24 protein-coding genes are annotated in these 20,351 nt (G+C 67.9%); 12 read left to right on the top strand and 12 right to left on the bottom strand.

The window, feature by feature from the left end:
• Positions 1-40: 40 nt before the first annotated feature.
• The gene (locus BMZ17_RS04010; RefSeq protein WP_093136219.1) at positions 41-682 is read right to left on the bottom strand and encodes a response regulator; all 642 of its coding nucleotides are present in this window, start codon (positions 680-682) and stop codon (positions 41-43) included.
• Positions 679-1,911 carry a sensor histidine kinase gene (locus tag BMZ17_RS04005; RefSeq protein ID WP_093136216.1) on the bottom strand — a complete coding sequence of 411 codons (1,233 nt, stop codon included), beginning with the start codon at positions 1,909-1,911 and terminating at the stop codon, positions 679-681. Before BMZ17_RS04005 ends, BMZ17_RS04010 begins: the two co-directional genes overlap by 4 nt.
• Before the next feature lie 159 nt (positions 1,912-2,070).
• Here BMZ17_RS04005 and BMZ17_RS04000 point away from each other — a divergent pair, with 159 nt between their 5' ends.
• The 7 genes from BMZ17_RS04000 (at position 2,071) to BMZ17_RS03970 (ending at position 8,034) form a co-directional block, all read left to right on the top strand.
• Complete coding sequence (locus BMZ17_RS04000) at positions 2,071-2,667, top strand: GNAT family N-acetyltransferase (RefSeq protein ID WP_093136213.1); 597 nt, start codon at positions 2,071-2,073, stop codon at positions 2,665-2,667.
• Positions 2,664-3,428, top strand: coding sequence for a septum site-determining protein MinC (gene minC / locus BMZ17_RS03995; RefSeq protein ID WP_093136210.1), 765 nt, complete (start codon positions 2,664-2,666; stop codon positions 3,426-3,428). Before BMZ17_RS04000 ends, minC begins: the two co-directional genes overlap by 4 nt.
• 81 nt (positions 3,429-3,509) lie before the next feature.
• The gene (gene minD, locus BMZ17_RS03990; RefSeq protein ID WP_093136207.1) at positions 3,510-4,319 is read left to right on the top strand and encodes a septum site-determining protein MinD; all 810 of its coding nucleotides are present in this window, start codon (positions 3,510-3,512) and stop codon (positions 4,317-4,319) included.
• Between the two features lie 2 nt (positions 4,320-4,321).
• Positions 4,322-4,576 (top strand): cell division topological specificity factor MinE, encoded by a 255-nt coding sequence (gene minE, locus BMZ17_RS03985; RefSeq protein WP_093136204.1) that lies wholly within the window; start codon positions 4,322-4,324, stop codon positions 4,574-4,576.
• Between the two features lie 167 nt (positions 4,577-4,743).
• Complete coding sequence (locus BMZ17_RS03980; protein ID WP_254775230.1) at positions 4,744-5,160, top strand: hypothetical protein; 417 nt, start codon at positions 4,744-4,746, stop codon at positions 5,158-5,160.
• Positions 5,161-5,203: 43 nt separating this feature from the next.
• Positions 5,204-5,878 carry a YrbL family protein gene (locus BMZ17_RS03975; RefSeq protein WP_093136197.1) on the top strand — a complete coding sequence of 225 codons (675 nt, stop codon included), beginning with the start codon at positions 5,204-5,206 and terminating at the stop codon, positions 5,876-5,878.
• A 113-nt stretch (positions 5,879-5,991) separates the two neighbouring features.
• Positions 5,992-8,034: a M2 family metallopeptidase gene (locus BMZ17_RS03970; RefSeq protein WP_254775229.1), complete on the top strand. Its 2,043-nt coding sequence runs from the start codon at positions 5,992-5,994 to the stop codon at positions 8,032-8,034.
• Here the strand turns inward: BMZ17_RS03970 and BMZ17_RS03965 are convergent.
• The 4 genes from BMZ17_RS03965 to BMZ17_RS03950 all read right to left on the bottom strand — a co-directional run bounded on the left by BMZ17_RS03965 (position 8,018) and on the right by BMZ17_RS03950 (position 10,783).
• Complete coding sequence (locus tag BMZ17_RS03965) at positions 8,018-8,560, bottom strand: GNAT family N-acetyltransferase (RefSeq protein ID WP_093136188.1); 543 nt, start codon at positions 8,558-8,560, stop codon at positions 8,018-8,020. The genes BMZ17_RS03970 and BMZ17_RS03965 overlap by 17 nt on opposite strands.
• A gap of 4 nt (positions 8,561-8,564) precedes the next feature.
• Positions 8,565-8,969 carry a hypothetical protein gene (locus BMZ17_RS03960; RefSeq protein ID WP_093136183.1) on the bottom strand — a complete coding sequence of 135 codons (405 nt, stop codon included), beginning with the start codon at positions 8,967-8,969 and terminating at the stop codon, positions 8,565-8,567.
• Between the two features lie 70 nt (positions 8,970-9,039).
• The gene (locus BMZ17_RS03955) at positions 9,040-10,053 is read right to left on the bottom strand and encodes an LLM class flavin-dependent oxidoreductase (protein ID WP_093136180.1); all 1,014 of its coding nucleotides are present in this window, start codon (positions 10,051-10,053) and stop codon (positions 9,040-9,042) included.
• 58 nt (positions 10,054-10,111) lie between these two features.
• Complete coding sequence (locus BMZ17_RS03950; RefSeq protein ID WP_093138024.1) at positions 10,112-10,783, bottom strand: glutathione S-transferase; 672 nt, start codon at positions 10,781-10,783, stop codon at positions 10,112-10,114.
• Between the two features lie 110 nt (positions 10,784-10,893).
• Between BMZ17_RS03950 and BMZ17_RS03945 the strand changes: the two genes are divergently transcribed.
• Positions 10,894-11,970 (top strand): GGDEF domain-containing protein, encoded by a 1,077-nt coding sequence (locus BMZ17_RS03945; RefSeq protein WP_093136177.1) that lies wholly within the window; start codon positions 10,894-10,896, stop codon positions 11,968-11,970.
• A 3-nt stretch (positions 11,971-11,973) separates the two neighbouring features.
• Here BMZ17_RS03945 and BMZ17_RS03940 read toward each other — a convergent pair whose 3' ends face one another.
• A complete protein-coding gene (locus BMZ17_RS03940; RefSeq protein ID WP_093136172.1) occupies positions 11,974-12,714 on the bottom strand; it encodes a sulfurtransferase in 741 nt (246 codons plus the stop codon).
• A gap of 124 nt (positions 12,715-12,838) precedes the next feature.
• Here BMZ17_RS03940 and BMZ17_RS03935 point away from each other — a divergent pair, with 124 nt between their 5' ends.
• Positions 12,839-13,300 carry an SRPBCC family protein gene (locus tag BMZ17_RS03935; protein WP_175485469.1) on the top strand — a complete coding sequence of 154 codons (462 nt, stop codon included), beginning with the start codon at positions 12,839-12,841 and terminating at the stop codon, positions 13,298-13,300.
• A gap of 19 nt (positions 13,301-13,319) precedes the next feature.
• Here BMZ17_RS03935 and BMZ17_RS03930 read toward each other — a convergent pair whose 3' ends face one another.
• Positions 13,320-13,685 carry a DUF6164 family protein gene (locus tag BMZ17_RS03930; RefSeq protein ID WP_093136166.1) on the bottom strand — a complete coding sequence of 122 codons (366 nt, stop codon included), beginning with the start codon at positions 13,683-13,685 and terminating at the stop codon, positions 13,320-13,322.
• A 77-nt stretch (positions 13,686-13,762) separates the two neighbouring features.
• On the opposite strand from BMZ17_RS03930, the gene BMZ17_RS03925 reads away from it, so the two are divergent.
• Positions 13,763-14,200: an FKBP-type peptidyl-prolyl cis-trans isomerase gene (locus BMZ17_RS03925; RefSeq protein ID WP_093136163.1), complete on the top strand. Its 438-nt coding sequence runs from the start codon at positions 13,763-13,765 to the stop codon at positions 14,198-14,200.
• Between the two features lie 86 nt (positions 14,201-14,286).
• Here the strand turns inward: BMZ17_RS03925 and BMZ17_RS03920 are convergent, their stop codons facing one another.
• Positions 14,287-15,885, bottom strand: a complete 1,599-nt coding sequence (locus tag BMZ17_RS03920) for a serine hydrolase (RefSeq protein ID WP_254775174.1) — start codon at positions 15,883-15,885, stop codon at positions 14,287-14,289.
• A gap of 130 nt (positions 15,886-16,015) precedes the next feature.
• On the opposite strand from BMZ17_RS03920, the gene BMZ17_RS03915 reads away from it, so the two are divergent.
• Positions 16,016-17,257 carry a TIGR03862 family flavoprotein gene (locus tag BMZ17_RS03915; protein WP_093136155.1) on the top strand — a complete coding sequence of 414 codons (1,242 nt, stop codon included), beginning with the start codon at positions 16,016-16,018 and terminating at the stop codon, positions 17,255-17,257.
• 145 nt (positions 17,258-17,402) lie between these two features.
• Here the strand turns inward: BMZ17_RS03915 and BMZ17_RS21115 are convergent, their stop codons facing one another.
• Both BMZ17_RS21115 and BMZ17_RS03910 read right to left on the bottom strand, forming a co-directional pair.
• Positions 17,403-17,555: a hypothetical protein gene (locus tag BMZ17_RS21115; protein WP_175485468.1), complete on the bottom strand. Its 153-nt coding sequence runs from the start codon at positions 17,553-17,555 to the stop codon at positions 17,403-17,405.
• Positions 17,552-17,737 carry a hypothetical protein gene (locus BMZ17_RS03910; protein ID WP_093138023.1) on the bottom strand — a complete coding sequence of 62 codons (186 nt, stop codon included), beginning with the start codon at positions 17,735-17,737 and terminating at the stop codon, positions 17,552-17,554. Before BMZ17_RS03910 ends, BMZ17_RS21115 begins: the two co-directional genes overlap by 4 nt.
• Before the next feature lie 136 nt (positions 17,738-17,873).
• Between BMZ17_RS03910 and BMZ17_RS03905 the strand changes: the two genes are divergently transcribed.
• A complete protein-coding gene (locus tag BMZ17_RS03905; RefSeq protein WP_175485467.1) occupies positions 17,874-19,478 on the top strand; it encodes an EAL domain-containing protein in 1,605 nt (534 codons plus the stop codon).
• Between the two features lie 28 nt (positions 19,479-19,506).
• Here the strand turns inward: BMZ17_RS03905 and BMZ17_RS03900 are convergent, their stop codons facing one another.
• A complete protein-coding gene (locus BMZ17_RS03900) occupies positions 19,507-20,124 on the bottom strand; it encodes an HD domain-containing protein (protein ID WP_093136149.1) in 618 nt (205 codons plus the stop codon).
• Positions 20,125-20,351: the final 227 nt, after the last annotated feature.

Below are 20,351 nucleotides of genomic sequence, written 5' to 3'. Positions count from 1 at the left end.
TTCATCCGGGCAATCGAAAGCCGGCCACCTCCCGCTGGCGTTACACCAGCTGCAGCTCAAAGGCCTTGAGCACGGCGCGGGTCCGGTCACGCACGCCCAGCTTGGACAGGATGTTGGAGACGTGGTTCTTGATGGTGCCTTCGGCCACGCCCAGGGAATTGGCGATTTCCTTGTTGGAAAAGCCGCTGGCCATCAACCGCAGGATCTCGGTCTCGCGGTCGGTCAGCGGATCAGGGCGATCCAGGCTGACGAACTCATTGCGCATGTGCTCCAGCCCGGACAGCAGGCGCTGGGTTACTGCCGGCTGCACCAGCGACCCCCCCTCGGCCACAGCGCGGATCGCGCCGACCAGTTGCTCCAGCGACACGTCCTTGAGCAGGTAACCCTTGGCGCCGGCCTTGAGTCCGGCCAGCACCAGCTGGTCGTCGTCGAAGGTGGTCAGGATGATGCTCGGCGGCAGCTGGCCGGCGCGGGCCAACGCCTGCAGCGCCTCCAGCCCGGACATCACCGGCATGCGCATGTCCATCAGCACCACGTCGGGCTTGAGCTGTGGGATCAGCTCCACGGCCTGGCGGCCGTCGGCGGCCTCGCCCACCACTTCGATGCCATCGTCCAGGGCCAGCAGCGAGCGGATGCCCTGGCGGACAAGGTTCTGGTCGTCGACCAGGCAGACGCGGATCATGCGGGTTCTCCGGGAGATGGGGTCACTGCCGCCGAGACGACAGTGCTGGACAGCAGGGGGTCGTCGCTGGCCGCGGGCAGGCGCAGATGCAGGTGGAAGCCACTGCCTTCTGCCGTTTCAAGCTGCATCTGGCCGCCGTACTGGCGCAGGCGCTCGCGCATGCCGCGCAGGCCGTTGCCGGCGACCAGTTCGCCGGCGCCGCGGCCATCGTCGCGCGCGTCCATCAGCAGGTCCGCCCCTTCGCGCCGGCAGCTGATCCACAGGTTGCGCGCGCCGGCGTGGCGCACGGCATTGGTGATGATTTCCTGGGCGCAGCGCAGCAGCACGTGGGCGCGCTCGGGGTCTTCCAGGGTCAGCGGCTCGTGCAGGTCCAGGTGGATGTCCAACGATGGCACGTGTTCGGCCAGCGGCCACAACGCCGCGGCAAGATCGATGGAGCCGGACTCGCGCAGCTGGCTGACGGCTTCGCGCACGTCGGTCAGCAGCAGACGCGCAAGGGTATGCGCCTGGCGCACGTGTTCCTGCGCGCGACCTTCGGTGACGTGGCCGGCCACTTCCAGGTTGAGGCTCAGCGCGGTGAGGTGATGGCCGAGCAGGTCGTGCAGCTCGCGCGAGATGCGCGTGCGCTCGTTGACCCGGGCGCTTTCGGTCAGCAGCACGCGGGTGGCGCGCAGTTCGGCATTGAGGCGGCGCTGTTCCTCGCGCGCCTGCGCCTGCTGCCGCGCCACGTACGCGGTGACCAGCACGAAGGCGGCAAAGCCCACGTAGAAGGACGACTGGAACACCGACTCCCAGAAGTTGAAGTCGTCGCGCGCCATGAACGAGGGCACCAGCGGCACGTGGGCGAACATCAGCCACAGCACCGCCCAGCGCAGCTCCAGCATCCACGGCAGCACGCCGGCCACCACCACCAGCAGCAGCGCGCCCAGGCCAGTCTGGGTATAGAAGCCCACCGCCACCGCCGAGGAGATCATCACCAGCAGCAACGCCACGCTGCCCAGGCTGGGATGGCGCGGCGGACGCTCGTGCAGCGTGCGCGTGGCCAGCCAATAGCAGATGCCGAAGGCCAGGTAGGCACCGAGCGACATCGGCACGTTCAGGCCAGCGCCTTCTGCCCCGCGCGAAGGCGGCAGGAACCACACGTTCAGGACGATGGGAATGCCCACCAGCGCCCACGTGTAGAGCCCGGCGGCACGCAACAGGCGGGTATGGGCGATTCGTCCGAGCATGGCCGCATCTTACGTGGCGCCGCAGCAGCGCGGCCTGAGCCTGAAGTCATGCCTGCACGGCCTGCCTTGGGCCGCGCGGCACCCGCAGGCGGGGCGGCCCATGCGATAATCGGGCAGGCCCCGGCGTTGTTGGGGCGCGGTTTTATGGAGCAGCCCCCGATGTCGATCGTCATCCGCGATGTGCGCGAGCACGAGCTGGATTCCGTCCTGGCCCTGAACAACAACGCCGGCCTGGCGATCCTGCCGCTGGACAGCGCCCGCGTGCACGACTTTTTTGAACGTGCCGAGTATTTCCGTGTCGCCGAGCGCGACGGCAACCTGGCCGGCTTCCTGGTCGGCTTCGGCTCCGGCGTGGGCCACGACAGCAGCAACTACGCCTGGTTCCAGGAGCGTTACCCGCAGTTCTTCTATATCGACCGCATCGTGGTGGCCAGCCGCCGCCGCGGCGGTGGCGTGGGCCGCGCGTTCTACGCCGATGTGCAGAGTTACGCCGAGTTGCGTTACCCGCAGCTGGCCTGCGAAGTGTTCCTGGACCACGGCGCCGACCCGGCGCTGCTGTTCCATGGCAGCTTCGGCTTCCGCGAGATCGGCCAGCACGTCATGCCCGACGTGCAGGTCCGCGCCAGCATGCTGATGAAGGAACTCTGCAGCTACCCGTGGGTGCTGGAAACCTACGGCGGCAAGCTGCCCGAGGCCCCCTGGACGCGCACGCGCCCGTACACTCCGGCCGGCATCCAGAGGCCGACCGGAACATGAGCACCCCTTCCCCGACCCCCAGCTACGAGCAGGCAGGCGAACTCAAGATCGGCCAGGTGGGCGTGGCCAACCTGCGCGTGCGCACCTTGGACGTCGACGCCCTGGTGCGCGAGATGCGCGAGCGCGTCGAGCGCGCGCCCAAGCTGTTCGGCCGCGCCGCGGTGATCATCGATTTCGGCGGTCTGATCCGCACGCCAGATGTGGACACCGCCCGCGCCCTGGTTGATGGCCTGCGCGATGCCGGCGTGTTGCCGGTGGCGCTGGCCTACGGCACCTCCGAGATCGAAGCCTTGTCCGAGCAGCTCGGCCTGCCGTTGCTGGCCAAGTTCCGCGCCCAGTACGAGCGCAGCGAATCGGCGCCTGCACCGGCCCCGCCGCCGCCCGCCCCGGTTGCCGCGCCCGAGCCGGCCAAGCCCAAGGCTGCGCCCTCGCAGCCGGGCATGGTGCTCAAGGCCACCGTGCGCTCGGGCCAGCAGATCTACGCCGAACAGCGCGACCTCACCGTGCTGACCTCGGTCGGCGCCGGCGCGGAAGTGATTTCCGATGGCTCCATCCACATCTACGGCCCGTTGCGCGGACGCGCATTGGCCGGTGCCCAGGGCAACGAGGACGCGCGTATCTTCTGCAGCGCCTTCCACGCCGAGCTGGTCGCCATCGCGGGGCATTACAAGGTCTTGGACGATGTCCCCCGTGCGCTGCACGGCAAGGCCGTCCAGGTCTGGCTGGAAGATGGACAACTGAACATCGCCGCGCAGGATTGAGCGCACGGCACACCGCGATGACTCCCCCGGCATCGCACCGCAAGACCGCAACCCAACGCATCCCTTTTTTGGAGAACACCATTGGCTGAGATCATCGTCGTCACGTCCGGCAAGGGCGGCGTAGGCAAGACCACCACCAGCGCCAGCATCGCCTGCGGCCTGGCACGTCGCGGCAAGAAGGTCGCCGTCATCGACTTCGACGTCGGCCTGCGCAACCTCGACCTGATCATGGGCTGCGAGCGCCGCGTGGTGTACGACTTCATCAACGTCACCCAGGGCGAAGCCACGCTCAAGCAGGCGCTGATCAAGGACAAGCGCTTCGACACGCTGTTCGTGCTGGCCGCCTCGCAGACCCGCGACAAGGACGCGCTGACCAAGGAAGGCGTTGAAAAGGTCCTCAAGGACCTGGACGCCGATGGCTTCGACTTCATCGTCTGCGACTCGCCGGCCGGCATTGAGAAGGGCGCCTTCCTGGCCATGTACTACGCCGACAAGGCGATCGTGGTGGTCAATCCGGAAGTGTCCTCGGTGCGCGACTCCGACCGCATCCTGGGCCTGCTCGACTCCAAGACCCGCCGCGCCGAGGAAGGCAAGACGCTGGTCCCCAACCTGCTGCTGACCCGCTACAACCCCGGTCGCGTGGAAACCGGCGAGATGCTGTCGATCAAGGACGTCGAGGAAGTGCTGGGCCTGAAGACGCTCGGCATCATTCCCGAGTCCGGCGACGTGCTCAACGCGTCGAACAAGGGCGAACCGGTGATCCTGGATCTGGAATCGCCGGCCGGCCAGGCCTATGACGACGCCGTGGCGCGCCTGTTGGGCGAAGACCGTCCGATGCGCTTCACTTCGATCGAAAAGAAAGGCTTCTTCAGCAAGCTATTCGGAGGTTGAGCATGGGTATGTTCGATTTCCTCAAGGCGAAGAAGAACACCGCCGAGACCGCCAAGAACCGCCTGCAGATCATCATCGCGCAGGAGCGCAACCAGCGCGGTGCGCCCGATTACCTGCCGCTGCTGCAGCGCGAGCTGCTGGAAGTGATCAAGAAGTACGTCAACATCGACGCCGATGCGGTGAAGGTGGACCTGCTCAAGGAAGGCGACCACGACGTGCTGGATATCTCCGTGGCCCTGCCCGACGGCAAGGCCTGATCCACCGGCGCGGGCCCCACGCCCGCGCCTGACCGTCTTTCGCATCGCGCATCGCCATGTCTACGCAGACCGCCCTGTCCTTCGCCACTCCCATCCCGCCGCCGGTCCCCGGCAGCGACGCCGCCGAGCAGACGGTGCTGCGCGTGCGCGACCTGGACTTCGGCGTGATGGCCGCGCTGCTGGCGCGCTTCGACCTGGTGCTGCACACGGTGCCCGATGGCGTGCCGATCCCCGGCAGCTTCTGGGGCGATCCGGAGGCCGGCGTGATTGCGCACAACGTCTACGTGCGCAGCGATACGCCGGTGCATTCGATGCTGCACGAAGCCTGCCACCTGATCGTGCTCACGCCCGAGGCACGCGCCCTGGTGCACACCGACGCGACCGACTCGGACATCGAGGAAGACGCCACCTGCTACCTGCAGGTCGTGTTGTCCGATGAGCTGCCCGGCGTGGGCCGCGCGCGGCTGATGGCCGACATGGATGCCTGGGGCTATTCGTTCCGTATGGGGACGACCGAGGCCTGGATGACGCACGATGCGCAGGACGCGCGCGACTGGCTGGCCCAGCGCGGCCTGCCGCACTGACGCGCCGCGGCTTCGACACTGACATCCGCGTGAGGGGACGCGCATGACCACCATTCCCGGACCACGGCCTGGCGAAGACTGGAACCACATGACTGTGATCGGCCGTGGTGCCAATCGCGTCTGCGTGGTCGATCGTCGCGATACGCGCCAGTGCCTGAAATTCATGCTGCCAGCCAGCCAGCGCACGCGCGTGGGCCTGCGCCAGCGGATGCAGCGCTGGCGGGCCACGCGCAAGCCTGCGCGTGATGAAAACCACGCCGAGCTGCGCGCCTGGCTGCAGCTGTCCGCGCGCCTGCCGGCCGAAGACCTCAAGGATCACCTGGCCACGGTGCTGGGCATCTTCCGCACGATCTACGGGCAGGCGCTGTGCTGCGAGCGCGTGACCCTGGCCGACGGCGCGGCCGCGCCCAGCCTGTACGCCCTGCTGTTCGACCAGCCGCAGTACCCGGCACCGATGCTGTGCGCAGCGGTCACCGAGTTCGAACAGTGGCTGCTGCGCCACCGCATTCCGCTGTTCGACCTCAACGCCGGCAACCTGCTGGTGCTGCCCCATGGCGATGGCGTGCGCCTGGTCTGCGTGGATGCCAAGTCGGTGGTGTCGGGCAAGGAACTGGTGCCGCTGTCGCGCTGGTTCAACGTACTGGCACGGCGCAAGATCCGGCGCCGCGCCCAGCGCCTGCGCGAGCGCATCCGCGCCGCCCTGCCCGCTTCGAGCTGATCCACGCCGCAACCCTTGCGGGGCGCAGGCTGCACCTCTAGCCTGCGGGCTGCACACCAGCCAGGGAAGCGTTCGTGAAGCCACGTCATCTTGTGTTCGCCATTGCCGCGGGCCTGTCGCTTGCGGCGCTTTCCGGTTGCGGCAGCGATGACGAGGCGCCCAAGGACGGCATCGCCCAGGCACCGAAGGACGAGACGGCGGACGCCTTCGTCAAGCGCGTCAACGACGAACTGCGCGAGCAGTCGCCCGAGGTCAATGCCGCGCAGTGGCTGTCCTCGACCTACATCAACGACGACAGCCAGCGCATCGCCGCCAAGGCCAACGAGCGCGCACTGACCCAGCTCAACGCCTGGATCACCCAGTCGCGGCGGTTCGAAGGCAAGCAGATGGCGCCTGAAACGGCACGCGCGATCCACCTGCTCAAGCTGATGACCGCGATGCCGGCGCCGCAGGACCCGAAGAAGCTCGCCGAGCTGACCCGCATCGCCACCCAGCTCGAAGGCATGTACGGCGCCGGCAGCTACTGCACGGGCGAAGGCGAGGCCCGCACCTGCCGCCAGCTGGGCGCGCTGGAAGACGTGCTCGCCCACAGCCGCGATTACGACGCGCAGCTCGACGCCTGGCAGGGCTGGCATTCCATCGCCCCGCCGATGCGCGCCGGCTATACGCGCTTCGCCACGCTGGTGAACGAAGGCGCGCACGACATGGGCTTTGCCGATGCCGGCGAGCTGTGGCGCAGTGGCTACGACATGGCGCCGGGCGAAATCGCCGCCGAGACCGATCGTCTCTGGGGCCAGGTCAAACCGCTCTACGAACAACTGCACTGCTACACGCGCACCAAGCTGGAAGCGCGCTACGGCATGCGCGGCCAGGTCGATGGCGGCCTGCTGCCGGCGCACCTGCTGGGCAACATGTGGCAGCAGGACTGGAGCAACCTGTGGGATCTGCTGAAGCCGTATCCGCAGGCCGGCGGCCTGGACATCACCGCCGCGCTGCAGGCGCAGGACGACGCCCAGTTCGAAAAGACGCTCAAGGACGCCAGCCTGGACGTGGACGATCCGTTCGAAGGCGCGCGCGATGCCAACTACGCCGCCCAGTTGCAGGCGCTGGGCCACGCGCCGGATGATGACGAACGCGCCCGCATGAATCGCCGCGCCTACGACGAAGCCATCGCCCGCGTCGCCGACCTGCGCCATGCCGCGGACCTCGCCAGCGCCAAGGCGATGGCCGCGCGCGCGCAGGATTTCTACACCTCGCTGGGCATGCCGCCGCTGCCCAAGAGCTATTGGCAGAAGGCGCAGTTCATCAAGCCACGCGACCGCGACGTGGTCTGCCACGCCAGCGCCTGGGACCTGGACATGGCCGGCGACGTGCGCACCAAGATGTGCATCAAGCCCGACGAGGAAAACTTCATCACGATCTACCACGAGCTGGGCCATCTCTATTACGACCTGGCCTACAACGCTCAGCCGCCGGTGTTCCAGGGCGGCGCCAACGACGGTTTCCACGAAGCCATCGGCGACACCATCGTGCTCGCGATGACGCCCAAGTACCTGGCCTCGATCGGCCTGGTGAAGGCGCAGGCCGAGAGCGAAGAAGCGGTGGTCAACGCGCAGATGCGCATGGCGTTGGCCAAGGTCGCGTTCCTGCCGTTCGGCCTGATGATCGACCGCTGGCGCTGGGGCGTGTTCGACGGCTCGATCAAGCCCGACCACTACAACCAGGCGTGGTGGCAGCTGAAGGCGCAGTACCAGGGCGTGGCCCCTGCCTCGCCGCGCGGCGAGGAATACTTCGACGCCGGCGCGAAGTACCACGTGCCGGCCAACACGCCGTACACGCGCTACTTCATGGCGCACATCCTGCAGTTCCAGTTCTACAAGGCGCTGTGCGATGCCTCCGGCTACACCGGTCCGCTCAACCAGTGCAGCTTCTACGGCAACAAGGTCGCCGGCCAAAAATTCTGGGCGATGCTGGGCGAAGGCAGCAGCCAGCCGTGGCAACAAACGCTCAAGACCCTCACCGGCAGCGACAAGATGGACGCCGCCCCGATGCTCGAATACTTCCAGCCACTGCAAACCTGGTTGAAGCAGCAGAACGAAGGCAAATCCTGCGGCTGGACCGTGCCCGCCGCGAAAGACGTCACGGCGTCGCGCTAAAGCCCACTTCATCGGCCAACAGCGCCCAGCGTTCGTGGTCACGCCACTGGCCGTTGATCTTCAGGTAGCGCGGTGAATAGCCTTCCAAGCGGAAACCTGCGCCGCGCGCCAAGGCGATCGAGGGCGCGTTGTCCGGCTGGATGTTGGCTTCGATGCGATGCAAGCCGACCACGCCGAACAGGTGCGCCAGCACCTGCGGCAGCGCGGCGCGCATCAGGCCGTGGCCGGCGCATGGCTGGCAGGCGTAGTAGCCCAAGCAGGCATTGAGAAAGTTGCCGCGGCTGATCTGGCTGGCGTTGAACACGCCGGCCACCTGCCCGCTACCGCGTTCGAAGGCGATCAGGCTGACATAGTCCGCCGCATGGGTGCGGGCGAACCATGCTTCGAAGCCGGCCGGGTCCAGGCACGGCGAGACCCACGGACGATGCAGCGCGACGCTGGCCTGGTGCGCGACGATCAGTGCCGCGGCGTCCTCGCGACGCAGCGGCCGCACGTCCACGCGGACGGACGCGTCGGCATCACCCATCACGTCAATGCGGTTCGGCGGTGCCGGCCAGCGAATCGACCAGCTGCGCGCGGAACTGGTCGAAGGTCAGGCCCTGTTCGGCCGCCTCGGCTTGGGCGGCGTGCTTGAGGTCGTCCGAATAAACCAGCTTCACGTTGGTGCCGGCGCGATCGTGCAGTTCGGCGGCACGCAGGATCAGCGCCAGCACGCGGGCGGCGCTGTCCGACTCACCCGCGATGCGCCCGTCCAGGCCCAGCACCCACTGGCCGTCGCGGCGCACGATGCCGGCCAGCAGCTGCTTCTGCGCATCGCGCAGCTCGGCATGGGGCTCGATCGGCGATGGCGCGACGGCGTTGGCTTCGGCCTGGTTGCGGGCGCGTTCTTCGCGGCGTTTGCGCGCGTCGCGGCGCGACTTGGAGGTGATCGACATGGGGAAAACCGGAACCGACTGCGTGAGGCGTTAGGTTAACCGCTTCGCCGCTGCCGGTCCCGCGCCCGGTTCAGGCAGCGCGCGCGCCGGCCATGGCCTCGGCGGCGATCCGGTAGGACTTCACCCGCGCGGCATGGTCGTAGATGTTGGCCGCGATCATGATCTCGTCCGGGCGATGGCGGTCGATGAACGCATCGATCCCCGCGCGCACCGTCTCCGGCGAACCGACCACGCTGCAGGCTAGCGCGTTCTGCACGCCGATCTTCTCGTGTGGCTGCCAGAAGGCCTCGATGTCGTCGATCGGCGCCGGGATCAGCCCGGGCCGGCCGCGGCGCAGGTTGACGAAGCTCTGCTGGGCGGTGGTGAACAGGCGCTTGGCTTCTTCGTCCGTGTCGGCAGCGATCACATTCAGGGCCAGGATCGCGTAGGGGTTCTGCAGGTGGCGCGAGGCGCGGAAATCGCGGTGATAGACCGCCAGCGCCTGGTCCATCGCATCGGGCGCGAAATGCGAGGCGAAGGCGAACGGCAAGCCCAGCTGCGCGGCCAGGGTCGCGCTGAACAGGCTGGAGCCCAGCAGCCACACCGGCACGTCGATGCCGGCGCCGGGCACGGCCTGGACCAGCTGGCCCGGTTCGGCCGGGGCGAAGTAGCGCAGCAGCTCGGTCACATCGGCCGGGAACTGGTCGGCACTGTCGAAATAGCGGCGCAGCGCGCGGGCGGTGGGTTGGTCGGTGCCGGGCGCACGGCCCAGCCCCAGGTCGATGCGGCCCGGATACAGCGAAGCCAGCGTGCCGAACTGTTCGGCCACCTGCAGCGGTGCGTGGTTGGGCAGCATCACCCCGCCCGACCCGACCCGGATGGTCGAGGTGCCACCGGCCACGTGGCCGATCAGCACCGCCGTGGCGGCGCTGGCGATGCCCGGCATGTTGTGGTGTTCGGCCAGCCAGAAGCGGTTGTAGCCGAAGCTTTCCGCGTTGCGGGCCAGGTCCAGCGCGTTGGCGAAGGCCTGGGCCGGCGTGCTGCCTTCGCAGACGGGCGCCAGGTCCAGCACGGAATAGGGAATGCGGGAGTTCGATGTGCTCATGGCTTGAACATGCGGCCATCGGGGCCGCGCTTCCACCCCTGCCGGTGCGACGCTGTATTCAGCTCATCAGGTCGTACGGGCCGCCCTGCGCCAGCGCCCGCTGGTAGGCCGGCCGCGCGTGGATGCGTTCGATGAACCGCGCCAGCAGCGGATACCCCTCGAATCCGTAGCGCGCCTGCGCCGCCTCCAGCGGGAAACTCATCTGGATGTCGGCGGCCGTGAAATCCTGCCCGGCGAACCACTGGCTGCGGCCCAGCTCGGCCTCCAGGTAATCCAGGTGCAGCTTGACCTGCGGCCGCGCAAATCCTGCCAGCGCCTTGTCGGCGATGCCGCGGGCAATGGGCTTGGCGAAGAATGGCATCGGCGCGCTGCGGATCCGGTTGAACACCAGCGTGATCAGCAGCGGCGGCATCAGCGAGCCTTCGGCGTAATGCAGCCAGTAGCGATAGCGCAGGTGGACGTCGGTGCCGGGCGTGGGCGCCAGGCTGCGCGCGGCATCGTAGGTGTCCACCAAGTACTCGATGATCGCGCCGGACTCGGCGAGCAGGCGGCCGTCGTCCTCCACCACCGGCGACTTGCCCAGCGGATGGATCTTCTTCAGTTCCGGCGGCGCGAGCATGGTGCGCGGATCGCGCTGGTAGCGCAGCACGGTGTAATCCAGGCCCAGCTCCTCCAGCAGCCACAGCACCCGCTGCGAGCGGGAATTGTTGAGGTGGTGGACGGTGATCATGTCGGGCTCCGGACGAAAAAACGGCTGGCCGATCATAGCGATGTCTTCCGTGGCAACGCGTCGTCGAGATTTTTGGCTATCGTGGGCGGGTCGAATCAGGGGCGACAAGGATGCGTTGGTTGAATGGCCGGGTCGATGACCTGGCGCCGGAGCAGCGGCAGGAGCTGATTGCCCAGCAGCGTGAGCAGTCGCGTCGCTATGTCGTGGTGCTGTTCCTGTCGATGCCGATGCTGTTCCTGATCGGCGGCCTGCGCGAGCTCGTGCAGGAGCTGCCGCTGGCGTCCAAGAGCCTGCCGCTGCGCCTGGCCCTGTCGGCCCTGATGGTCGCGCTGGGCCTGGCGATCCAACGCCGCCTGCTGGGCGAGAACGTCGCCACGCTGCTGGCAATCCTGGGCATCGCCGCGATCAGCGTCGGCACGGTCTTCACCGTGCAGATCGAACCGGCGCGCATGAGCCTGGTCCACGTGGTGCTGATGCTGGTGGCGCTGCAGGTGCTGCCGCTGACCATCCGCATCCGCGACACCTTCCTGATGGCCGCAGTGCTGATCGTGCCGCTGGTCGGCCTGATGGCCTGGCACCAGGTGCCGATGGGGATCTGGGGCACTTCGCTCGGCGCGGTGACGCTGGGCGTGATCGCCGGCCTGTTCATGCGCCGCCAGCGGCTGGAGATCGCGCTGGAGCTGTTCGAACTACGCCACCAGCTGGAGATGCGCGCCGACGTGGACATGCTGACCGGCCTGCTCAATCGCGAAGGCTGGTTCCGCAATGCGCGCGAGCTGTTTACGCTGACCCGCGACACCCGCAAGCCGATGGCCGTGGCGTATCTGGACCTGGATTACTTCAAGCGCATCAACGACGAACTGGGCCACGCCGCCGGCGACCGCGCGCTTTCCCTGGTGGCCGACGTGATGCGGCGCCACACCCGGCGCCAGGACATCGTCGGCCGGCTTGGCGGCGAGGAATTCGTGCTGCTGATGCCTGGCCTGCTAGAGCAGCCTGCGCTGCGGATCGTGCAGGACCTGTGCGATGCGGTCCGCGCGATCTCGTTCCAGCGACCGATCACCTTCAGCGCCGGCCTGAGCCAGGTCCGCACCACCGAACACCTCGAAGACGCCATGCGCCGCGCTGACCAGGCCCTGCTGCAGGCCAAGCGCGACGGCCGCGACCGGATCCTGCGCGCCAGCTAAGGCTCAGGCCTCGGGTGCGATCGGCGACAGATCAGGCTTGAGCGCCACGCGCTGGTCGAAGACGAAGCAGGCACCGTCGTAGTGACGGCCGCCGACCTGTTCGAAGTAGCCCAGGATGCCGCCTTCGAGCTGCAGCACGTTGGTCATGCCGGTGTCGTGCATCCATAGCGCGGCCTTTTCGCAGCGCACGCCGCCGGTGCAGAAGCTCACCACCGTGGCGTCGGCCAGCGCGGGGCGATGTGGCGCCAGCGCGTCGGGCAGCTCGGTGAAGTCGGTGATCGGCAAGGTCAGCGCGCCGGCGAAGCTGCCGTGGCCGAATTCTTCCTCGTTGCGGGTATCCAGCAGCACGACCGGCTTGCCGGCATCGTCGTGGCCCTGGTCCAGCCAGCGCGCCAGCTCGGCCGGTGTCACCGCGGGCGCGCGTTCGCGGCCGACCGGCGCGGTGCCGTCGTGGCGGAAGGTGATGATTTCCGGCTTCATCTTGGCCTTGAGCCGGGCAAAGGGCACGGTGTCGCTGTGGCTTTCCTTGACCAGCAACGTGGCGAAGCGCGGATCGTCCTTCACCGTCGCCAGGAAGGCGTTCAAAGCGGCCGGCTCGCCAGCGAGGAACAGGTTCAGCCCTTCCGGCGCCACCAGGATGGTGCCCAGCAGCGCCGCGGCTTCGGCGCGCGCGTACAGCGCATCGGCCAGGGCGCGGGGATCGTCGATGGCGACGAAGTGGTAGGCGGCGATATTCAGGACCATGCCGCGCATTTTAGCCGTTTGCCCTGCCGGCGGCCGGGCGCCGGGCCTGTGCCGGTTGCGCGCGTGTCGACATCGGGGCAGCCTGCGCGTCACCGCTTTCCCTGGCTCCCGGCACGTCCGCCCCATGTCCGACACCTCCGCGCCGCTGCAGATCACCCTCACCCGCCATTTCGCCGCCACGCCCGAGCGCGTGTTCGACGCCTGGCTGACGCCGCGCACGCTGGGCATGTGGATGTTCGGCCACGTCGCCGGCGAGCGCGTGCTGGGGCTGGACCTGGATCCGCGCGTGGGCGGGCGGTTCTCGCTGCGGGTGGATCGCGGCGGCACCGTCATCCACCACATCGGCCAGTACCGCAGCCTCGACCGCCCGACCTTGCTGGCTTTCAGCTGGGGCGTGCAAGGCCACGGCGAGGATGCGCTGAGCGAGGTCAGCCTGGCCTTTGCCGACGATGGCGCGGGGTGTCACCTCGCCCTGACCCATGTGATCGATCCGCAGTGGGCGGCCTACCTGGAGCGCACGCGCAACGGCTGGCGCACGATGCTCGATGCGCTGGCCGAGCTGTTCCCGGGATCGCCACCGCACTGAACTCGCGTGAGATCCCGGCCTAGTGCAGCAACCACCACGGCAGCGCCAGGGTCACCACGACGATCACCACGATCACCACCAGCACGCCGCCCACATACAGCGGCCGCGCGCGCAGCTGGCTGGCGAAGGTTTCCGCCTGGCCGTCCTGACGCGCCTGCTCGGCTGAAGCGCGCGCGGCGGCACTGCGCGCAGCCTGGTAATCGGCCATCAGCGCCTTGGCGCGCGGCAGCTGCGCGTCGTCTTCCAGCCAGATGCCGCCGTGGGAAATGCCCCAGCTGCTGGGCGTGGTTTCGTAGAACGCGATCTTCTCGCGCGCCAGCCACGTACGGACCTCGTCGGCCTCGTCGTCGGGGACATTGCGCAGATTGAGCAGGAGCTTGGCCATGTGCACAGGATACCGGCCTGGACGCGTGCCATCCCTGCTAGGGTGTCGCGCTTTCAACCCGAACGAAGGAGCGCGCGATGCGCCTGTGGACTCCCCTTGCGTTGGCGCTTGCGCTGGCCGCCTGCACCCCCGCCAAGCCGCCGGTCGAACTGCACGGCAGCGTCGCCACGCTGCAGCGCAACGACACCGCCCCGGGCACCGGCGCGGTCGCCACCGCCGGCAGCAACGTGACGGTGCACTACACCGGCTGGATCTATGACGACACCAAGCCGGACAAGCACGGCGAGAAGTTCGACAGCTCGGTCGATCGCGGCGAACCCTTCACCTTCCCGCTCGGTGGCGGCACGGTCATCAAGGGCTGGGACCAGGGTGTGGAAGGCATGAAAGTCGGCGGCAAGCGCACCCTGCTGATCCCGGCCGACATGGGCTACGGCGATGCCGGCGCCGGCGGCGTGATCCCGCCGGGCGCGTCGCTGGTGTTCGACGTCGAGTTGCTGGACGTCAAGCCGCAGTAAGCGACTGTGTGTGGGAGCTGCTTCAGCAGCGATGTGGCTTTCTCGGCAAAGCTCCATCGCCACTGAAGTGGCTCCCACATGGGTTTTCAGTCTTCTTTCACCGGCTTCAACACCAGATCCTGGAAGTCGAAGCTGAAGTCGGTCAGCGGCGAGATCGGCTTGATATCGGCGCCGGTGATCTTGCCGTCGGCATCCAGATCAAACGTCAGGAACGCATCGGCGTTGAGCCAGCGCTCGCGCCAGCGCACCACGAAGGTATCGTGCTGCCACGGGGTCAGGTCGCCGACCAGCTGCGGGGTCTTGGAGAAGCGGATCACCAGCTTGCCGGCTTCCTGCGCAATCACGATGTCGCCGTACCACGCATCACGATAGGTCTGCGCGTAACGCGCCAGCGGCAGCGAAGGCTTGGACTTGGCATCGCGCGCGGCCTGGTGCTTCTTCCAGCCTTCGTCCGCATCGCCCTGCGACTTGGCCACGGCCTTGGCATAGGCGGCATTCCAGTCAGTCTTGGGGGCTTCCAGATAGGCGTCCAGCGCGCGCATTGTGACCGCATTGAACGCAGCGCCCACTTCCTGGTTGGTCAGCACGATGATGCCGAGCTTCTCCTGCGGTACCAGGGTGATGCGCGAGACCATGCCCGGCCAGCCGCCGGTGTGCCACACCAGCTTGCGGCCGCGGTAGTCGGACAGCATCCAGCCTTCGCCGTAGCCGAAGTAGTTGGGCTTGGTCGCGGCCAGTTCCGGCAACGACGGTTCGTTGACCGGGATCGGCGTGAGCATGGTCCACATGTCGGCCTGGCGCTTGGCGCTGAAGAGCCGCTTGGCGTCATCGCCCTCGCCCGAGATCACCCCGCCATTGAGCTGGGCGGCCACCCACTTGGACAGGTCGTGCACGCTGGAATAGATGCCGCCAGCGCCGCCGACATTCGACCAGGTCATGCGCGGCGCGGGCTGCAGATCCTTGAAGTCGGCCTTGGCGTGTCCCATCGCCACGTCATCGCCGGGCTTGAGGTCATCGCTGTTGTAGACGGTGTCGTCCATGCCCAGCGGCTTGAAGAAGCGCTGCTGCAGGAACTGCTTGTACGGCATCCCTGCGGCCTGTTCGATCACCAGCTGGGCCACGCCGAACAGGATGTTGTCGTAGGCGTACTGGTAGCGGAATCCGCCCTTGAGCGGCACATCCTTTAGGCGCTCGGCCACTTCCTTGTTGGTGTAGGTCGTGGTCGGCCAGTACAGCAGGTCGCCCGCGCCCAGCGACAGGCCGCTGCGATGCGCCAGCAGGTCGCGGATACGCATCTCATGGGTGACGGTCGGATCGGACATGCGGAACCACGGCAGGTGGTCGATGACGCGATCGTCCAGGCTCAGCTTGCCCTCGTCGGCCAGCATCGCGATCGAAGCCGAGGTGAACGCCTTGGTGTTCGACGCGATGGCGAACAGGGTCTTGGCATCGACCTTTTCCGGCTTGCCCAGCTCGCGCAGGCCGTAGCCGCGCTCCAGCACCACCCGCCCGTCCTTGACGATGGCCACCGCGATGCCGGGCACGTCGAAGGTCTCGCGGGTCTTGTCGACATAGGCGTCGAAGTCCTGCAGCTGCGCCGGCATCGGCGCGGCGTCCTGCGCCAGCACCGCGGGCACGGGCGCCAGCAGACCGGCCGTCAACAACGCGCCGGCAAGGGTCGGCATCACACGCATCGGATTCCCCTGTTTCAATGGAAGAAGGACAGGCTCGCACGATACCGGCGCGGCCGCGTGCCCGGGTCTGCCATCGGTCATGCGCGGCAGCGGCGTGCAGGCCCGATGCCATAATGGCGCGATGTCCGCAGCACCTCTCCACGCCCGTACCCTGGCCATCATCGGCGGTGGCCCGGCCGGCCTGATGGCCGCCGAAACCGCCCGCGCCGCCGGCCTTTCCGTCGATCTGTATGAAGCCAAAGGCTCGGTCGGGCGCAAGTTCCTGATCGCCGGCAAGGGCGGCATGAACCTCACCCACTCCGAGACGCGCCCCGGCTTCGACGCGCGCTACCGCGAACGTGCGGGCGAGGTCGGTGCATGGCTGGACGATTTCGATGCAGAGGCGCTGCGCGCGTGGGCCGCGGGCCTGGGCGTGGAGACCTTCGTCGGCAGCTCCGGGCGCGTGTTCCCCACCGACCTGAAGGCCGCGCCGCTGCTGCGCGGCTGGGTGCGTCGGCTGAAGGAACAAGGCGTGCGCTTTCACGTGCAGCATCGCTGGACCGGCTGGGCCGACGATGGCGCGCTGCGCTTCGACACCCCCGATGGCGCGCTGCACATCGAGCCTGACGCGACCGTGCTGGCCCTGGGCGGCGCGAGCTGGCCGCAGCTGGGCTCCGATGGCGCGTGGCAACCGTGGCTGGCCGCGCGCGGCGTAGAGGTCGCTCCATTGAAGCCAGCCAACTGCGGCTTCGATATCGCCTTCAGCGCGCACATGGCCAAGCACGCTGGCGCGCCGCTCAAGCCCGTTGTTGCGCATTGGCGCGATGCGCAAGGCAATGCCCATGCGCAACAGGGCGAATGCGTGCTGACTGAAACCGGGATCGAAGGCAGCGTGATCTACGCGATCGCGCCGGACCTGCGCGAGGCCATCGAACGCGACGGCAGTGCACGGCTGGAACTGGACCTGGCACCCGGCCGCGATCTGGACCGGCTGATGACCGAGCTGTCACGCCCACGCAAGGGGCGTTCGATCGGCGACCACCTGCGTCGCGCCGCCGGCATCGAAGGGCCCAAGGCTGCGCTGGTGTTCGAAGTCACCGATGCCGCAGCGCGCAACGATCCTGCGCAGCTGGCCGCAGCCATCCATCGCCTGCCGCTGACCCTGCAACGCGCACGCCCGGTGGCCGAAACCATCAGCAGCGCTGGCGGCGTACGGCTTGAAGCGCTGGACGCTGTGTTGATGCTTGCGGGCCTGCCAGGCACGTTCTGCGCTGGCGAGATGCTGGACTGGGAGGCCCCGACCGGCGGCTATCTGCTGACCGCGTGTTTTGCGAGCGGCCGCCGCGCCGCGAAGGGCGCGACGGCCTGGCTGCAAGGCCTGTAAACCAGCTGTTTCAAGGCCGAATTGGTCGTCCGCACGGGCCGGTCAGGAGCTGGACTCCAACCCCGGCGGGAGCGGACGTGGGCGCATCTTGGAGATGCCGATGTTCAAGCCGGGTGAGGCGCCGGCTTAACCTGGATGACAGCGTTCAGAAAAACCAGGGCAACCCCAGCAACGACGAGGCAAACCAGTAAATGCCGACGATCACCAGCACCCAGAACACGCCCTTCAGCAGCACCGCAGCCACCTTGAAGGCCAGGTAGCCGAACACCACCACCATCACCAGGCCCAGCCAGCTCACTGGCCACCGTCCTTGGCCTGGCGCGCCACGTACATGTTGTCGACCAGGTTGGGATAACGACGCCCGGCTGCTTCGGCGCGGGCCTTGGCCTGCGCCTTCTGCGCGTCGGTCAGGGTCACGCGCGCGGCCGGCTTGACCGGATTTTTCTTCTTCCACGGGGGCGATGCGGACGAACTGGCCATGGCGGCCTCCTGTGCGTTGACGGCGCCGATGCTTGCGCGATGACGGTCAATACGGCGCGAAATGCCCACTTCAGCTCGCTATAGTGCGGCCAGGGCGGGACACGCAGTACGACGTGCACAAGGATGCAGGACAACGATGCCGAACACCCCGAGGTTGACCGCTGACGGACACCGTCGCCGCCGGCAGAGCCAACGCCTGCTGGCCTGCCTGCTGGTCGCCCTGGCCAGCTGCATCGGCTTGATCCTCGGCGGCCTGATCGGCTGGTCGATCGTGCTGGGCGTGGCCAAGCAGCAGCTCTCCGCCGATACCGCGCGCCTGCTCGGTGCCAGCGAAGTACTGGAGCAGGAGTCGAAAGAAGTCCTGACCACCTTCGATGCCTCACCCGCCACGTTCTGCACCGACGACGAACTGGACCGGATGCGTGAGCTGGTCTTCCGCACCCGCTATATCAAGGACATCGGCCGGCTGCGCGACGGCCGGCTGCAGTGCAGCGCGGCGCTATGGCGCATCGCCCAACCGCCGCCGGTGCCCGCACCGGACATGGTGACCAGCGATGGCGTCGGGGTGATCGCGTCCACGCCGCTGCTGCTGGCCAAATCCGTGCAGGCGCCGCTGGTCAGTACGGCCCAGACAAACGTGGTGCTGGATCGCGAGGCCTTCCCCAGCGACGCCGCCGGTGGCATGCGTTACATGGTCGCCGCCAGCGACGGCCGCCGCCTGCTACGCATCTACGGCGACCCGCTGCAGGCCGATGCGACGCGCGTCCTCGCAGGCCAGCCTTTCCATCAGGACGGCAGCCTGATCGTGCCCCGATGCAGCGCCAGCACCCGCGTCTGCGTGGCCACCAGCGAAACCCTCAGCGCGCTGTGGAAAGTGCAGTGGCCGCTGCTCGCACTGTGCGCCGCGCTGGGCGCGATTGCCGGCTGCAGCCTGTCGCTGGCGATCCTGCTGGCGCGCAGCCAGCGCCAGACCTTCGTCGCGCGGCTGCGCACGGCGATCGAAACCGGCGCGCTGCACGTGGATTACCAGCCTATCGTCGACCTGGCCGATGGCCGCACCGTCGGCGCCGAAGCGCTGGTGCGCTGGCGCGACCGCGACGGCAGCCTGGTCTCGCCGGTGCGCTTCATCCCCGTCGCCGAACAGCGCGGCTGGGTCACCCAGATCACCGCGCTGGTGCTGCGCCAGATCGTCGAGGACTTCGGCGACCTGCTGGCCGGCGAAGGTGATTTTTCCATCAACCTCAACATCTCCGCCAAGGACCTGGACGACAGCCGCTTTCTGGCCGAGATGGACGCGCTGCTGCGCCAGCACGGCATCGCGCCGCTGCGCATCGGCATCGAGCTGACCGAGCATTCCACCGCCGCGCGCGAGGTCGCCATCGCCGGCACCCAGCGCTTCTCGCTGGCCGGCCATCGCGTGTACGTGGACGACTTCGGCACCGGCTATTCCAGCCTGGCTTACCTCAACGAACTGCCGGTCTATGCGATCAAGGTGGACCGCTCGTTCACCGCGCGCGTGGACACCGAGTCGGTGACCTCCTCGGTGGTGCCGCAAATCCTGGACATGGCCCGCGCCCTGCACCTGTCGGTGGTGGTCGAAGGCGTGGAAACCCAGGCCCAGGCCGACTGGTTCCGCGCAGCCGGCGCCGAGCGCGCGCAGGGCTGGCTGTTCGGCCGACCAAGTACGCCCGAGGCCTTGCGCCAGCGCCTGGCCGAAGAACAAGGCCGGCGCGCATCCTGATCGCGCGGCGCGTGATCGCCGCCCTCGCCTAGAACGGCCACCAGCGATTGCGCGTGACGCGACGCAGGTTTTCGCGCGCGGCCAGGTCCAGGCGTTCGTGGAAGAAATCGCTCAGGTAGATCCGTTCGCGCGCGAGCAGACCGCGCAGGAACTGCCGACGCTTGCGGCGGAAGATCCAGCCGGGCACGACGGCGCGGTATTCCTGCGCGATACCGCGGTCGTAGGCGTCGAATACTTCCGGCGGCGCCGCAAGGATCGCCATGTCGCAGTCCAGGAACAGGGCCGCCTCGGCATCGACCTGCTCCGGCGACAGGCCGCCGTGACGCGCGGTGAGATCGATCAGCTGCATCACACGGGCCACATCGATGGCGGCGTCCGGCTGCCAGCGGGCGATCTGTTCGCGCGCCAGCTGCGCGGACTGCGCTTCGTTGTCGCTGCGCCCGGCCACGTAGATCGCATCGTGGTAGAGCGCGGCCAGCTGCACTTCGCGCGGCTGCTGCCAACCGGGGCCTTCGGCCACGGTGTCGACATGCCGCAGCACTTCCAGCACGTGCTGGAAGTTGTGGTAGGGGCGCGGCGGCGTGGCATAGGCCGCCTCCAGTGCGGCGCGCTGGGCCTCGGGCAGGGACTGGATGGCGGCGTGCATGGCGGGCTCCTGGGCGTGCGCGCGCAGCCTACAACGCCACGCTGATCGGCGGGCCGCATGCCTGTTTAGCTGGCCTTGTGCGATGTAATCGTTTCCCAGCCGAAACGCCTGAAATCATGGGCTTCCAGGCCATTTCCTCTCATGTGGCATTCATCCTGAAATGCAATAAATGGACACATTCCCACTGGGTCGACAGTCGACCAGGACGACGACGATGTCCCCGCTCC

The organism is Pseudoxanthomonas sp. GM95 (genome assembly GCF_900109775.1).
GTDB lineage: Bacteria > Pseudomonadota > Gammaproteobacteria > Xanthomonadales > Xanthomonadaceae > Pseudoxanthomonas_A.
The sequence above is the reverse complement of the archived record's forward strand: the minus strand, read 5'-3'. Positions and strand labels throughout refer to the sequence as shown.